This is a genomic window from Jatrophihabitans sp. (assembly GCF_036388195.1).
GTDB lineage: Bacteria > Actinomycetota > Actinomycetes > Mycobacteriales > Jatrophihabitantaceae > Jatrophihabitans_A.
Window position 1 is genome coordinate 1 of record NZ_DASVSG010000175.1, and the last position, 15,285, is coordinate 15,285.

General features: G+C 70.5%; 14 protein-coding genes. 7 read left to right on the forward strand and 7 right to left on the reverse strand.

The features are described 5' to 3' along the window. The first annotated feature begins 128 nt into the window (after positions 1 to 128). Complete coding sequence (locus tag VF612_RS17710; protein WP_408661179.1) at positions 129 to 1,013, forward strand: SURF1 family protein; 885 nt, start codon at positions 129 to 131, stop codon at positions 1,011 to 1,013. 879 nt (positions 1,014 to 1,892) lie between these two features. Here the strand turns inward: VF612_RS17710 and VF612_RS17715 are convergent. Both VF612_RS17715 and VF612_RS17720 read right to left on the reverse strand, forming a co-directional pair. Then, a complete protein-coding gene (locus VF612_RS17715; protein ID WP_408661180.1) occupies positions 1,893 to 2,408 on the reverse strand; it encodes a peroxiredoxin in 516 nt (171 codons plus the stop codon). Continuing rightward, entirely contained in the window at positions 2,405 to 2,863 is a 459-nt protein-coding gene (locus tag VF612_RS17720) for a DUF3052 domain-containing protein (RefSeq protein WP_408661181.1), read from the reverse strand. The genes VF612_RS17715 and VF612_RS17720 overlap by 4 nt, the downstream gene beginning before the upstream one ends. A 161-nt stretch (positions 2,864 to 3,024) precedes the next feature. Here VF612_RS17720 and aceE point away from each other — a divergent pair, with 161 nt between their 5' ends. From aceE to VF612_RS17735, 3 genes are all read left to right on the forward strand, one after another. Beyond that, positions 3,025 to 5,784, forward strand: coding sequence for a pyruvate dehydrogenase (acetyl-transferring), homodimeric type (gene aceE, locus VF612_RS17725; protein WP_408661182.1), 2,760 nt, complete (start codon positions 3,025 to 3,027; stop codon positions 5,782 to 5,784). 118 nt (positions 5,785 to 5,902) lie between these two features. Further along, positions 5,903 to 6,166: a type II toxin-antitoxin system Phd/YefM family antitoxin gene (locus VF612_RS17730; protein ID WP_408661183.1), complete on the forward strand. Its 264-nt coding sequence runs from the start codon at positions 5,903 to 5,905 to the stop codon at positions 6,164 to 6,166. A gap of 5 nt (positions 6,167 to 6,171) precedes the next feature. Next, complete coding sequence (locus VF612_RS17735) at positions 6,172 to 6,597, forward strand: type II toxin-antitoxin system VapC family toxin (protein ID WP_408661184.1); 426 nt, start codon at positions 6,172 to 6,174, stop codon at positions 6,595 to 6,597. 15 nt (positions 6,598 to 6,612) lie between these two features. On the opposite strand, the gene VF612_RS17740 is transcribed toward VF612_RS17735, so the two are convergent. From VF612_RS17740 to VF612_RS17760, 5 genes are all read right to left on the reverse strand, one after another. After that, complete coding sequence (locus VF612_RS17740) at positions 6,613 to 7,608, reverse strand: Acg family FMN-binding oxidoreductase (RefSeq protein ID WP_408661185.1); 996 nt, start codon at positions 7,606 to 7,608, stop codon at positions 6,613 to 6,615. A gap of 183 nt (positions 7,609 to 7,791) precedes the next feature. Next, positions 7,792 to 8,742, reverse strand: coding sequence for an aldo/keto reductase (locus VF612_RS17745; protein WP_408661186.1), 951 nt, complete (start codon positions 8,740 to 8,742; stop codon positions 7,792 to 7,794). Between the two features lie 98 nt (positions 8,743 to 8,840). Then, entirely contained in the window at positions 8,841 to 10,139 is a 1,299-nt protein-coding gene (gene paaK / locus VF612_RS17750; protein WP_408661215.1) for a phenylacetate--CoA ligase PaaK, read from the reverse strand. A gap of 68 nt (positions 10,140 to 10,207) precedes the next feature. Next, positions 10,208 to 11,074 (reverse strand): NAD-dependent protein deacetylase, encoded by an 867-nt coding sequence (locus VF612_RS17755; RefSeq protein WP_408661187.1) that lies wholly within the window; start codon positions 11,072 to 11,074, stop codon positions 10,208 to 10,210. Continuing rightward, positions 11,075 to 11,917, reverse strand: coding sequence for a pirin family protein (locus VF612_RS17760; protein ID WP_408661188.1), 843 nt, complete (start codon positions 11,915 to 11,917; stop codon positions 11,075 to 11,077). A gap of 39 nt (positions 11,918 to 11,956) precedes the next feature. Between VF612_RS17760 and VF612_RS17765 the strand changes: the two genes are divergently transcribed. The 3 genes from VF612_RS17765 to VF612_RS17775 all read left to right on the forward strand — a co-directional run bounded on the left by VF612_RS17765 (position 11,957) and on the right by VF612_RS17775 (position 15,284). Further along, positions 11,957 to 13,171 carry a PucR family transcriptional regulator gene (locus VF612_RS17765; protein ID WP_408661189.1) on the forward strand — a complete coding sequence of 405 codons (1,215 nt, stop codon included), beginning with the start codon at positions 11,957 to 11,959 and terminating at the stop codon, positions 13,169 to 13,171. Between the two features lie 149 nt (positions 13,172 to 13,320). Continuing rightward, positions 13,321 to 14,316: an ACP S-malonyltransferase gene (locus tag VF612_RS17770; protein ID WP_408661190.1), complete on the forward strand. Its 996-nt coding sequence runs from the start codon at positions 13,321 to 13,323 to the stop codon at positions 14,314 to 14,316. Next, a complete protein-coding gene (locus VF612_RS17775) occupies positions 14,316 to 15,284 on the forward strand; it encodes a beta-ketoacyl-ACP synthase III (RefSeq protein WP_408661191.1) in 969 nt (322 codons plus the stop codon). Before VF612_RS17770 ends, VF612_RS17775 begins: the two co-directional genes overlap by 1 nt. The last annotated feature ends 1 nt before the right edge of the window (position 15,285 follow it).

A 15,285-nucleotide genomic window follows, 5' to 3' on the forward strand; every position in this document is an offset into this window, starting at 1 on the left:
TGACCTGCCACCGACGCCCTGCGCGTCCGGCCACGACCTGAACCAGCCGAGCCGTGACCCGAGCGACGGCGACAACCGTGCAAGGGTACCGACCCTCTCGCACAGCCCGCCGTCGTACTGTTCTCAGCGTGCTCACCACCCTGCGGCAGCCGCGCTACCTGGGCCTGTTCGCCCTGACGGTGGTCCTCGCGGCGATCTGCGGGGTGGCCGGAACCTGGCAGCTGGAACGGTTCCACCAGAAGCACGAGGCCAACCAGGAGCTGCGCGCCGACGACCGCGACCGCCCCGCCGACATCGCCACCGTCCTGGGCGCCGCGACGGCCCAGATCTCCGACGGCAGGGCCCAGAAGTTTCGGCAGGTGACCGCCACCGGCACCTACCTCGGCGCCGGCGAGACGCTGCTGCGCAACCAGACCGTCGGCGGCGATGTCGGCTACGTCGTGCTCACCCCGCTCAGGACGAGCACCGGTGTGCTGCTCATCGCCCGGGGCTTCGTGGCCCAGACCGGCGCGGCCACCACCAGCCCGCCGGTACCGGCCAGCCCGTCCGGCACTGTCACCGTCACCGCCCGGCTGCAGCCCGCCGGCAGCAAGCCGGACCGGTTCGGACGGCTGCCCGGCCGGCAGGTCGAGACCGTCAACGTCGCCGAGCAGGCCAGCCGGCTCGGTGCCCCGGTGTGGAACGGCTACGCCGAGCTGCTCGCCGGCCAACCAGGCGCCGCGGGCCTCACCCCGCTACCCGAACCTGACCTGTCCAACCCGGCCGGCGGCGCCGACGAGCCGCAGCACGTCGCCTACGTGGTGCAGTGGTACCTGTTCGGCATCCTGGCGCTGTGCGCGCCGTTCGTGATGGCTGCCGCCGAGCGTCGCCGTGAGCAGGCCGCTGAGCCCCAGTCCGGCGACCCCGACGCCGAGCCGGGCAGTCCGAGCCTCGACGCCCAGCCGGCAACCGGCCGAGCAGCCGCTAAGGCCAAGAAGGCCTCGCTGGACGACCGGCTGGCCGGCCGCTCCTGAGCTCGTGTTCAGCCGGGCGGTGATCAATCCTCGGCACACCTAGCGGCGCAGGCTGAGGAGGTTAACCGAGGGTGCGCTCACGACTCTCAACGCGCGCGCAGGCGATGCAATCGTGGGCTGGTTGCGGGCAGGCTCGGCGCGTGAGGCGCCGAGCCTGTTGCAGTCCCCCAGGTCACTCTCCGGTGTGGGTGGTGCTTAGCAGCTGGCGATGCCCGTCCCGACCGGGTTGAGGGCGTCATACTGAGACCAGCCGGCGACTCCGGTGGACGTGTTGCGGAGGTAGACCCAGAAGACGCCGTTGCCGTTGCGGACGTAGCAGTGGACGTCGATGCCGTGACTCGGGTAACCGCGGCCGAAGGCATCGCAATCGGTGTACGGCCCCCGCCGGATGGCTGTGCCATTCCCGAAGCTGAAGCCCCCGCCGCTGTGCCGATCGGGGTGCGTGTTCCAGCCGTAGCAGTGGGCTGGATCGGCTGCGGTCGGCCCAGCGGATACCAGCAGGCCACCTACAGCGATTGTCAGCGCACTTATCAACGTAAGCAGGCGAGATAGCATCAAGGGCCCCTTTCAAGGGTGTGGTGAAGCGGATTTCGTCGAAACCATAGGCATGTTCTCCTGAACCCTCGCTTTAATACAGATCTTGACAACCTGCGTAGAGCGGACTACGAGGCATCCGAATCCGATGATCCACGGGGGGCAGGAGCCCGACAAAAAATGGCGCCGCGCGCGTAGAGCGCGGAAGCGCATACATCCCCGGCCGTTCGGTCGATCGACATACGGTGCGAGCGTCTGGACGACCGATTCGTATGTCAGTCGCCAGGATTCCCCCGCGCGACCGCCAGCGCCGGCGCGCGACGCAGCTACCAGCCAGAACGAGCGCTACCCAGCCACCCCGGAAGTCAGCCCCGCGATCGCGTCCAGCCAGCGCTGCGGGTCCCGTCCGACGCCGATCTCCGCGGCCTCGCTGAACCGGATGATGCCGTCCCGGTCGATCAGGAACGTCCCCCGGTTGGACACGCCGGCGTCGGTGTTGAACACCCCGTACGCCTCGGCCACCGCCCCGTGCGGCCAGAAATCGGCCAGCAGCGGGAAGTTGAGCTCGTCGCGCTGCGCGAAGATCTTGTGCGCGAACGAGGAGTCGATGCTCAGCGTCAGCACCTGCACGGCGTCGTTGGCGAACTCGTCGATCCGGTCCCGCAGCTGCCCCAGCTCGCCGGTGCAGATGCTGGTGAACGCCCACGGGTAGAACACCAGCAGCACGGCCTTGGAGCCCCGGAACGACGACAGCGTCACGACCTCGTTGTTCTGGTCGCGCAGCGTGAAGTCGGGCGCTGGAGTCCCGACCGGCAGGGGCGTCAAGCCCGGACCCGAGACCGCATCAGCCGTAGAGCTCATCGCCGCTCCCCTTTGCCACGTTCGACGCCTGCCTTGGCCCGCCTGCTGACCAGCCGGGCGCCGGTCCAGTCGGCCGACAGCGGCAGCAGCGACGTCTGCGAGAGGCCAGCCGTAGGGGCCGCCTCGGAGATGTCGGACGGCTCGACGTAACCGGGCCGGCCGCGCTTGGGGGTCAGCAGCCAGATCACGCCGTTGTCGGCCAGCGGGGCGATCGCATCCACCAGGGCATCGACGAGGTCCCCGTCGTCCTCCCGGAACCACAGCAAGACGACATCGACGACATCATCGGAGTCCTCGTCCACCATGTCGTCGTCCAGGCGGTTCTCGATCGCTTCGCGCAGAGCCTGGTCGACATCGTCGTCATAGCCCAACTCCTGCACAACCATGCCTGGCTCGATGCCCAGGCGGTCAACCAATGCAGTCGTGTTTTCCCCGGTCCCGGGGGTGGTGCTCACTGCCAGCCTCCAGATGTGCCTGAACGGCGAGGCGACTCCTCACCGCTGGTAACCGTGCCCCGGTAGATAACCACACTTCGGCGACGAAGCAACCCTCCGGGGCTACTCATCGGTAAACATCGGAGGTCACATCTTCTCGCGTGTTGGGGGACACTGGTCAGGTGACTCGTGATCGCTACAGCATCATCACCGACGGGCTGCCCAGCCAGCTCCCCGACATCGATCCCGGCGAGACCCGCGAGTGGATCGAATCCTTCGACGCCGCTGTCGACCATGACGGCCGCCAGCGGGCCCGCTTCCTGCTCCTGAGGCTGCTCGAACGCGCCCGGGAACGCCAGGTCGGCGTCCCGGCGCTGCGCAGCACCGACTACATCAACACCATCCCGCCCGAGCGCGAGCCCTGGTTCCCCGGCGATGAGCACATCGAGCGCCGGATCCGGGCCTACATCCGGTGGAACGCCGCCATCATGGTCAGCCGGGCCAACAAGCACCTGGGCGTCGGCGGCCACATCGCCACCTACGCCTCGGCGGCCTCGCTCTACGAGGTCGGCTTCAACCACTTCTTCCGGGGCAAGGACCTGGCCAGCGGCACCGGCGACCAGATCTTCTTCCAGGGCCACGCCGCGCCCGGCATCTACGCCCGCGCGTTCCTGGAGGGCCGGCTCACCGAGCAGCACCTGGACGGCTTCCGGCAGGAGAGGTCCAAGGCCCCGCACGGCCTGTCCTCCTACCCGCACCCCCGGCTGATGCCCGATTTCTGGGAGTTCCCGACCGTCTCGATGGGCCTGGGCCCGATCGGGGCGATCTACCAGGCCCGGTTCAACCGCTATCTGGCCGCCCGCGGCATCGCCGACACCGCCAACTCCCACGTCTGGGCGTTCCTGGGCGACGGCGAGATGGACGAGGTGGAGTCCCTCGGCGCGATCGGGGTGGCCGCCCGCGAGGAGCTGGACAACCTCACCTTCGTCATCAACTGCAACCTGCAGCGCCTGGACGGGCCGGTGCGCGGCAACGGCAAGATCATCCAGGAGCTGGAGTCCTACTTCCGGGGCGCCGGCTGGAACGTCATCAAGGTGATCTGGGGCCGGGACTGGGACCCGCTGCTGGCCGCCGACCGCGACGGCGTCCTGGTCAACAAGATGAACACCACCCCGGACGGGCAGTTCCAGACCTACACCGTCGAGTCCGGCGCCTACATCCGGGAGAACTTCTTCGGCGGCGACCTGCGGCTGCGCAAGATGGTGGAGGACCTGTCCGACGAGCAGCTGCGGGTGCTTTCGCGCGGCGGCCACGACTACCGCAAGGTCTATGCCGCGTTCAACTCCGCGCGCGCCCACGTGGGCCAGCCGACGGTCATCCTCGCCCACACCATCAAGGGCTGGACGCTGGAGAGCTTCGAGGGCCGCAACGCCACCCACCAGATGAAGAAGCTCAACAAGGTCGACCTCAAGGCCTTCCGGGACCGGCTGCACCTGGAGATCTCCGACGAGGCGCTCGAGGGCGACGTGCCGCCGTACTACCACCCCGGCGAGAAGTCCGACGAGATCCAATACATGAAGGAGCGCCGGGAGGCCCTCGGCGGCTCGCTGCCCAAGCGGGTCAACCGGTCCAAGCCGCTGGTGCTGCCGGACTCGGCGGCCAGCGCCTACGCCGAGCTGAAGAAGGGCTCGGGCAAGCAGAACATCGCGACCACCCAGGTCATGGTCCGGCTGTTCAAGGACCTGATGCGCGACAAGGAGATCGGCAAGCGGTTCGTGCCGATCATCCCGGACGAGGCCCGCACCTTCGGCCTGGACGCGATCTTCCCCACGGCCAAGATCTACTCCCCGCACGGCCAGGAGTACGACGCGGTCGACCGGGACATGCTGCTGTCCTACAAGGAGTCGACCTCCGGCCAGATCCTGCACGAGGGCATCAGCGAGGCCGGCTCCACCGCGTCGCTGATCGCGGCCGGCACCGCCTATGCCACCCACGGCCAGCCGATGATCCCGTTCTACATCTTCTACTCGATGTTCGGGTTCCAGCGGACCGGCGACCAGTTCTGGCAGTTCGCCGACCAGCTCGGCCGCGGCTTCGTCCTGGGCGCGACGGCCGGGCGGACCACGCTGACCGGCGAGGGCCTGCAGCACGCCGACGGGCACTCGCTCCTGATCGCCTCGACCAACCCGGCGGTGGTGGCCTACGACCCCGCGTACGCCTACGAGATCGCCTACATCGTCGAGGCCGGGCTGCGCCGGATGTACGGCTCGTCGCCCGAGCACCCCCACGGCGAGGACGTCTTCTACTACTTCACCATCTACAACGAGCCGATCCCGCAACCGGCCGAACCGGATGGGGTGGACGTCGAAGGCATCCTGCGGGGCATCCACCAGGTGTCCTCCCCAGCTGGCGAGCAGGGCCGGCCGCGCGCCCAGGTGCTGGCCTCCGGGGTGGCGGTGCCGTGGGCGCTGCGAGCCCAGGAGCTGCTGGCCCAGGACTGGGGGGTGGACGTCGACGTCTGGTCGGTGACGTCCTGGAACGAGCTGCGCCGCGATGCGCTGGCCGCCGACGAGCACAACTTCCTGCACCCCGACGCCGAGCCGGTGACGCCGTACATCACCTCCAAGCTGGCCGAGACGTCCGGGCCGGTGGTGGCGGTCTCGGACTACATGCGCGCCGTGCCCGACCAGATCGCCCAATGGCTGCAGGCTGCCGGACGGGAGTGGAGCTCCCTGGGCGCCGACGGCTTCGGTTTCGCCGACACCCGCGGCGCGGCTCGCCGGTTCTTCCACATCGACGCCGAGTCGGTCGTGGTGAACGTCCTGGCGCAGCTGGCCAAGCGCGGCGAGGTCAAGCCGGAGGCGGCTCGCGACGCCCTGGAGAAGTACAAGATCACCGACGTCGCCGCGGCCAACGCGGGCTCGACCGAGGGCGCCGCCTGACGTCTTGCTGACCTACCCGGGCTGGTATGGGCCGGTGAGCCGCTAGGGGCGGCTCACCGCGCATGCCAACCGCAGGCCATCTGTACAACTATCTCCCCCGGCGTTGTACGCTTGGCTGGTGGACGTCGCGATCAGCATGTTGCGAGCTGAGCTGTCGGGCTGGATCGAGCACGTTCGAGCCGGCGAGGAGGTCGTCATCACCGAACGGGGCATCCCGGTGGCCCGGTTGCTGCCGATCGACACAGCGCCGCTGATCGAGCAGCTCACCCAGCAAGGCGTCCTGGGCAAGCCCCGTCGGGCTGACCGGCCGGCGGCCCGCGGCATCGTCAGGGCGCAAGCGACCGAGTCAGTGTCCGAGCTGGTGGCCGAGCAACGTCGCTGACAGCCATGGCCATCGTCTACTTCGACAGCAGCGCCTTCGTGAAGCTGGTCGTCGAGGAGGCCGGCAGCCAGCTCGCCGCCGCCCTCTGGGACGGCTGCGATGCGGCGGTGTCCAGTTCCCTCGCCTATCCCGAAGTCCGCTCTGCGCTAGCTGCCGCCGGGCGTGCGCAGCGCCTGGTCGGGGGCGAACAAACACATGCCGAGACACTGTGGGAACGCTTCTGGGCGGCCACCAGGACGATCGAGGTCACCGAGGCCATCGCGGCGCACGCCGGCGAGCTGGCATCTCGACATTCGTTGCGCGGCGCTGACGCGGTCCACCTGGCAAGCCTGTTGGCAGTGAGCGCCACCGAGACGCTCTTCGCCGTCTGGGATGACCGGCTGCGAACCGGAGCGGCCGCGGCTGGCATCCAGCTGGCGCCGCTGTTGTAGCTGTTGGGCGCCTGCTCAGCTTGGGCGCGACGGGGTTCGCGATAGTTCGGGGCTCTCGATCACGTCGATGAGTGCGCGACGCGGGGACGATGGTGTGTCCGGTGCTTGCCCGACCCGCATCAGCAGGTGCGGGTGCATGGTCAGGCCGAGCTCGAGGCGGAGGAGCTCGTGGGTCTGGGCGACCTCGACGACCTGGGTGAGCAGGCTGGCGACATAGCCGAGCCGGGTGAGTTCGAGCCAGACGCGCTCGAGCGCCTCTCCGGCACGCAGCCACGCCATCCGGTCGTCGTCGAGGGTGCCGAGCACCAGCAGGCATTGGTCGTGGTCCGAGCGGGTGTCGACCGGAAGCCAGCCCCGGCCGCTGGTGTCGAAGTCGCGTAGCGGCAGATCGCCGCTGGCGCCGGCGTCGACATGGGCGACGGTGCTGGCCAGCACGCCGTCGCCGCGGTGCGGGTCGGTGGTGGTCCACGCGCGCAGCTCGGCGCGATAGGCGGGGTCGGTGAGTTCGGCCGTGTCCGCCTGGCGGCTGAGCCGGGCGGTGGCAAGGCGGTGTTCGGGCCGGTCGATGGTGAACAGCTCAGCGGCTTCGGCCGAGGCAGCCGCACCGAGCAGCTGCAGGACGTCCGGCGGCACGGCACGGGTGAAGAACGGGCGGCGGTTGGTGCGGCGCCGATCGATCGCGGCGTTCAGGTGGCTGATGGTGCTGCCGTGGCTGGTTTCCACCGGGAGGGTGACGCGGGCCAGCAGGTTCGGTTGCGCCGGGTCCGGGAACCGTTCCACGACTGCGTCGTAGCCGGCCGCGGCCAGGGCGACCCGGGCGTTGAACAGCGCGCAGCCGCAACTGATCATCAGCTGCCGGCCGCGTGGGTCGAGCACGCGCAGTTGGCGGTGCGGGTCGGCGTGGAGTTCGAGCGAGCCGCGCGTGATCACGAACCGCCACGGTTGGGTGTTGTGTATTGAGGGAGCGAGGATGGCCCGCCCGGCCGCCTGGCCCATCTCGGTATCGGTCAACCCATACATCTTCCTCAGCCGCCTCATCGTGTCGAGATCCCTATGGTTCCCATCGTGGCGACCTGCTCATGCGGGCAGTAGGGACTAAAGGCGCTGTTTCGGCGTGCCGACGACGAATCCTGGCTTGGCTCCACCGGTTTCGGACTTCCGTTGCACGGCTTGGGACGTCGAACCCGACGCGGCTCAGTAGCGGGCGCCGACCACCTGGGCGCCCAGCGGGTCGAGCTCGGCCAGGTCCTCCCTCGTCAACTGGACGTCCAGCGCCGCCACGTTCTGCTCCAGCCACTGCACCCGCTTGGTGCCGGGAATGGGCGCCATCGGCACTCCGAGCCGGGCGGACTGGGCGTGCACCCAGGCCAACGCGATCTGGGCCGGGGCCACCGCATGCCGCTGCGCCACCGCCCGGACCGCCGCCACGATCGCCAGGTTCGCCTGGCCGGCCTCGTCCCGGAACCGGGGATTGAAGCGGCGGAAGTCCTTGTCGTGCAGCCGGGTCGGGTCCACCGTGCCGGTCAGGAAGCCCCGTCCCAGCGGGGAGTACGGCACCAGCCCGATGCCCAGCTCGACCATCGCCGGCGTCACCGCTTCGACATCGCGGGTCCACAGCGAGTACTCGCTCTGCACCGCCGTGATCGGGTGCACCGCGTGCGCTCGCCGTAGCAGCCGCTCGTCCACCTCTGACAGCCCGAGATAACGCACCTTGCCCTCGGCGACCAGCTCGGCCATCGCGCCGACCGTCTCCTCGATCTCGGCATTCTCCGGCGGGCGGTGCAGGTAGTACAGGTCGATCACATCCACGCCCAGACGCAGCAGCGAGGACTCGCAGGCCCGCTTGACGTAGCGGGCCTCCCCGCGCAGGACCCGGGCCTGGTCACCGGCGGAGCGGTCGATGCCGAACTTGGTCGCCAGCTGGACCTGCTCGCGCCGCCCGGCGATCGCCCGGCCGACCAGCACCTCGTTGTGGCCGGCGCCGTAGACGTCGGCGGTGTCCAGGCAGGTGACCCCCAGCTCGATCGCGCGGGAGATGGTGGCGATCGAGGCATCCCAGTCCGCCGGCCCGTACCACTCGCTCATCCCCATGCAGCCCAGCCCCTGGCGAGAAACCTCCAGCTCACCGAGCCGGATCCGATCCATGACTGCCTGACCTCCCCTGTCGCCCCTGGCGAACGGCTACCGTCGCCGGTTTGCCTGCGTTTGCTGCCGCTTGCTCGGCGTCATTGCTAGTTCACCGCTCACCGCTGGTCAAGGACCCGGACTGCCTTGCCCTGCGAGCGCGGGACCGACTCCGGCGCCAGCACCTCGACGCCGACCTTGACCCCGATCCGGTCCTTGATCAGCTGGACGAGTTCGCCCGCCAGCGCGGCGGTATCGGCGGTCGGCTCGCGTGCCTCGACCCGCACGTTCAGCTCATCGAGCCGTCCGGGCCTGGTCAGCACGCACTCGAAGTGCGGCGAGAGCCCCGGCACGGCCAGCAGCAACTCCTCGATCTGGGTCGGGAAGACGTTGACCCCCCGGATGATCATCATGTCATCGGTGCGTCCGGTGATCTTCTCGATGCTGCGGAACGCGGGGTAGGCGCTGCCGGGCAGCAACCTGGTCAGGTCGCGGGTCCGGTAGCGCACCACCGGCATCGCCTGCTTGGTGAGCGAGGTCAGCACCAGCTCGCCGACCTCCCCCTCGCCGAGCACCTCGCCGGTCCGCGGGTCGATCACCTCCGGGTAGAAGTGGTCCTCCCACACCTGCAGGCTGCCGGGATGTCCCGCTGCCTCCTGGCCGATCCCCGGGCCCATCACCTCGCTCAGGCCGTAGATGTCCAGCGCGGTGAGCCGGGCCCGCTGCTGCATCTCCGCCCGCATCGCCTCGGTCCACGGCTCGGCGCCGAAGATGCCGATCCGCAGGGACGACTCGGCGGCATCGATCCCCTGCCGGGCCATCTCGTCCAGGATCGACAGGAAGTAGGACGGGGTGACCATGATGATCCGGGGCTGGAAGTCGGTGATCAGCTGCACCTGCCGCGCGGTCATGCCGCCGGAGACCGGAACGACCGTGCATCCCAGCCGCTCCGCGCCGTAGTGGGCGCCCAGCCCGCCGGTGAACAGGCCGTAGCCATAGGCCACGTGCACGATGTCACCGGGACGGCCACCCGCGGCATAGATCGACCGGGCCATCACCGCGGCCCAGGTCTGGATGTCGCCGGCGGTGTAACCGACCACGGTCGGCTTGCCGATGGTGCCGGACGAGGCGTGCACCCGCGCCACCTGCTCCCGGGGCACCGCGAACATCCCGAACGGGTAGTTCTGCCGTAGGTCCTCCTTGCTGGTGAGGGGGAATCGGGCGAGGTCGGCGAGGGAGGCCAGATCGTCCGGATGCACCCCGGCCGCCTCGAACGCAGCCCGGTAGTGGGCGACGTTGTCATAGGCATGCCGCAGCGACCATCTCAACCGGCGCAGCTGCAGCTCGCGAAGCTCGTCCGGGTCGACGTCGGGCAGCTCCGCGAAGGCCTCGACGTCATCCAGCCGCGACAGCTCCATCGACTCGTCCTCTCGCACCTGCTACCGGCGCACCCTATCGCCGCCGGGCTTCGGGTGGCCTGGCCCGATCAGCCGCCGATCGCCTCGGCTGCCAGGGCCGGCAGCAGCGCGCCCAGCGGCCCGTCGAGCAGCACGTCGGCCAGCGGGTCGCCGCGGGTGGCGCCCTGGTTGATGATCGCGACTCCGATGCCGCGAGCGGCTGCCCGCCGGACGAACCGGAACCCGGAGGCGACCGTCAGGGACGAGCCCAGCACCAGCAGCAACCGGCTGGCCTCGACCAGCGCGTAGCAACGGGCCACCCGTTCCGGAGGCACGTTCTCTCCGAAGAACACCACGTCGGGCTTGAGCGGGCCGGCGCCGCAGTCCAGGCAGTCCACCAGCCGGAACGAGGCGATCTCGGGCTCGGCCAGCTCGACGTCGCCATCGGGCTTGACCGGCCCGGTGCTCCGTATCGTCCGCGCCTCGGGGTTGGCGGCGACCAGCCGTTCGTCGAGCTCGTCGCGGTCGCTGATCGCCCGGCAGCTCAGGCAGATCACCCGGTTCAGGCCGCCGTGCAGCTCGATCACGCTCCGGGCTCCGGCCGCCTGGTGCAGCCCGTCCACGTTCTGGGTGATCACGCCGCTCAGCAGCCCGGCGCGCTGCAACTGGGCCACCGCATTGTGGCCGTCATTGGGCTTGGCCTGCTCGATCCGCTGCCAGCCGCGATGGCTGCGGGCCCAGTACCGCTGCCGGGCCGCCGCGCTGCCCGTGAACTCCTGGAACGTCATCGGGGTCGCCGGATGCAGCCGGCCGGTCGGGCCGCGGTAGTCCGGGATCCCGGACTCGGTGGACAGCCCCGCTCCGGAGAGCACCAGCACGCCGCCGGCGCTGATCTCGCGCGCCAGCCGGTGCTGCGCGGCGTCAGCCGGATGGCGGAGCTCGGCTGCTGCGGACACCTAGCCAGGGTAAGTGCTCTGGCCGGCGGTTGCTCCGATGCCGGCCTGCATCCGCCAGACCAGCAGCTCGGCGGGTTCGGCGGCCCGTACGACGGCCGGCCCGAGGTCGGCGTGGCCGGTGATCCGCACCGCGTCACCGGTGATCCGCAGCGCATCGTCGGTGATCCGCAGCGCATCGTCGTCGCCGGTGATCCGCAGCGCGTCACCGGCTGCCAGCACGCCCAGGACTTGGCCGTCCCCGGTCTCGAACGTTCCCGAGCCCGCGGTCAGGTACACGTGCAGGTAGCGCGCGGCCGGCAAGGGCATCGTCGCGCCGGCCGGCAGCCGGGCCACCGACAGCGCCGCGGCCCGCTGCCGGATCCGCAGCACGCCGTCCTGTCCGGCCGCGGCGCCGGAAGCCACCTCCACCAGCTCCCCGCTGGCCAGCCGATCACCGGGCTGCAGCAGGCAGGAGGTCGGCGGCAGCCCGAACTCGTCCGGGGTCAGCCACATCTGCACCACCTGCACGGGCTGGTCGTCGGCGCTGAACTCGGTGTGCCGGATGCCGCTGCCGGCGCTGAGGTAGTGCAGCTGCCCGGCCGGGATCACCGTCGGCGTCCCATCGCGTTCGGAATGCGCGAGCGTCCCGGCGACCACCCAGGTGAGGATCTCGATGTCGCGGTGCGCGTGGACCGGATAGCCCGGGCCCGGCTGCAGGACGTCGCAGTTGTGGGCCACCAGCAACCCGAAGCCGGTGTTGTCGGGGTCGTAGTGCGGGCCGAAGGCGAACGAGTGCGCCGAGTCCAGCCACTCGGTGCGGGTGCGCGCCCGGTCGGCGCCCCGGCGGATCTCGAACGTGCTCACCGCACTCACACTAGGCCGACGCACATTAGGCTCCGGGGCGTGCACGAGGCCCTGACCGAGGAGACGATCAGCCGGATCGAGCAGTCCTCCGGAATGCTGGCCACCCGCAGCCTGGCCCGGATGGACGAGCAGCTGGCGTGGTTCCGCCGGTTGCCCGCCGATCAGCGGTCCTGGGTCACGCTGGTGGCCCAGGCCGGCATCGCCTCGTTCGTGGAGTGGCTCCGCTCCCCCGACCAGGCGGTCCGGCTCACCGGCGAGGTGTTCAGCACCGCGCCGCGGGAGCTGGCTCGCCGGGTGTCGCTGCAGCAGACCGTCGAGCTGGTGCGCCAGACCATCGCCGTGGTCGAGGAGGCGGTGCCGTCCCTGGCCGGCCCCGGCGAGGAGCAGGAGGTCGCCGACGCGATGCTGCGGTTCTCCCGCGAGATCGCCTTCGCCGCCGCCCGGGTCTACGCCGGCGCCGCCGAAACCCGCGGCCGCTGGGACGCCCGGCTGGAAGCGCTGGTCATCGACGGCCTGGTCCGGGGTGTCGGGCCCACCGAGGAGGGCTCCCCGGTCAGCCAGCTCGCCGCGCTCGGCTGGCGGGCCGAGGGAGCGGTGACCACCGTGGTCGGCGCGGCCCGCAGCGACCTGGATCCCACCCAGGCGCTGGACTCGGTGCACCGGACGGCCCGCCGAGCCGGCTTCGACGTGCTGGCCGGGGTGCACGGCGGCCGGCTGGTGGTGGTCCTGGGAGGCATCGCCGATCCGATCGAGGCCGCCAACGCGGTGTTGGACGAGTTCGACGACGCTCCGGTGGTGGTGGGCGGCTCGGCCCCGCGGATCGACGGCGCCGCCGACGTCACCGCGGCGGCCCTGAGTGGCCTGCGGGCGGTGGCGGGCTGGCCGGGAGCGCCGCGCCCGGTCGCTGCCGATGACCTGCTGCCCGAGCGCACCATCGCCGGTGACCTCGGCGCCCGGCACGAGCTGATCGAGACGGTGTACCAGCCGCTGGTCGAGGCCGGGGACGTGCTGCTGGACACGGTGGTGAGCTACCTCGACGGCGGCCGGGCCCTGGAGACGACCGCCCGGGCGCTGTTCGTGCACACCAACACCGTGCGGTACCGATTGCGACGGGCCGCCGAGCTGTGCGGGCACGCGCCCACCGACGCCCGGGGAGCCTTCACCATCCAGCTGGCACTGGTGCTGGGGCGGCTCAACGGCCAGCCAGGGGGCCGTCCGGCGGGTCTGTCCGGTGGCCAGCCCGCGATGCAATAAACTACCGCCAGTTAGCGGAATCGCTGCATTGCAATCGCTTACAATGGCACCGTGACTATCTGTAGTTGTAGCTAACCTCTAAAATAGCCGCTGGAACACTGTGCGCGCCGTGATCGCCGTGAAGGCCGCAGACAGGGCACCGTAGAAGTGTGATCGCCGTACTCGCTCCGGGGCAGGGCGCCCAGACTCCTGGCATGCTCGCGCCCTGGCTGGAACTGGACGGCGTGCCCGAGCAGGTCGCGACCTTCTCGGAGCTGTCCGGCCTGGACCTGGCGAGGCTGGGCACCACGGCGGACGCCGACGAGATCAGGGATTCGGCCGTCACCCAGCCGCTGATCGTCACCATGGGCCTGATCACCGCCAGCCAGTTGCAGCTCGACGGCCAGCGAGCGATCGGCGACGTGGTGCTGGCCGGCCACAGCATCGGCGAGGTCACCGCTGCCGCGATCGCCGGCGTCCTGACGCCGGAGCAGGCCATCTCGTTCGCGGCCCGTCGCGGCTCGGAGATGGCCGCGGCCTGCGCGGCCGTCCCCACCTCGATGGTCGCCGTCGTCGGTGGCGATCCGGACGAGGTGGTCGCCGCCATCCTCGCCGCCGGCCTGACCCCCGCCAACCGGAACGGAGCCGGGCAGATCGTGGCCGCCGGCGCCCTCGAGGCGATCGCCGCGCTCACCGAGAACCCGCCGCCCCGGACCCGGGTCCGGCCACTGCAGGTCGCCGGGGCTTTCCACACCAGCTACATGAGCCCTGCCGAGCAGAGCCTGCGGACCGTCGCGGCGCAGCTGACGCCGGCCGATCCGACCCGCACCCTGCTGTCCAACGCCGACGGCGCCGTGGTCAGCGACGGCCCCACCGTGCTCGACCGGTTGGTCGGCCAGGTCACCCGCCCGGTCCGTTGGGACCTGTGCCTGAACACCCTGCGGGACCTCGGTGTCACCGGCGCCATCGAGCTCGCGCCCGCCGGCACGCTGACCGGGATCGCCCGCCGGGAGTTCACCGGCGTGCGGCTGGTCGCCGTCAAGACACCGGCGGACCTGGAAGCGGCACGACAGCTGCTCGCCGAGCCGCCAGCCGGGCCGGACGCGCAGGCAGCCCCCTCATCCAGCGGCCAGCCGGTCGCCCAACTCGCCACCGGGATGTCTTGATGACCGTGCAACTCACGATCCCACCCCGATCCAGTGGCAGCCGGGTCGCCGGCGTCGGCCACTACCAGCCGCCCACCGTCCTGACCAATGACGACCTGGTCGCCATGGGCGTCGACACCAACGACGAGTGGGTCCAGAGCCGGGTGGGCATCGCCGAACGCCGGTTCGCGATGGACGAGACGATGATCGACATGGGTGTCGCCGCCGCCAGCAAGGCGATGGCGAACTCCGGGGTGTCGCCGACCGACGTCGACCTGGTGATCCTGGCGACCTGCACCGGCAAGCAGCAGGTGCCCGGGGGCGCCGCCGAGCTCGCCAGCCGGCTGGGCATCGACTCGCCGGGCGCCTATGACATCAACGCCGCCTGCGCCGGCTTCGTCTACGCCCTGAACGCCGCCTCCAACACGGTGACCTCGGGCCAGGCGCGCACCGTGCTGGTGGTCGGCTCGGAGAAGCTGACCGACTACGTGGACCTGCTGGACCGGGGCACCGGAATCATCTTCGCCGACGGAGCCGGCGCCGCGGTGGTGACCGCCAGCGACTCGGTCGGCATCGGCCCGGTGGTCTGGGGCTCCGACGGCGACAGCGCCGGCGCGATCACCACCGACGCCGAGACGGCCACCCTGCGCCAGGAGGGCCAGTCGGTCTTCCGCTGGGCGACCTCGAAGATGGGCGATGTCGGGCTGCAGGCCTGCGCCGCGGCCGGGCTGCAGCCGTCCCAGCTGGCCGGTTTCGTGCCGCACCAGGCGAACCTGCGGATCATCGACCTGATCGCCAAGAAGCTCGATGCCCCGAACGTGGTGGTCGCCCGTGACATCATCACCTCCGGCAACACCTCCTCGGCCTCGATCCCGATCGCGCTGTCGAAGATGCTCGAGCGCGGTGAGATCGCCAGCGGCGCGCCCGTCCTGCTGGTCGGTTTCGGCGCCGGGCTGACCTACGCGGGCCAGGTCATCCTGGCTCCTTAGG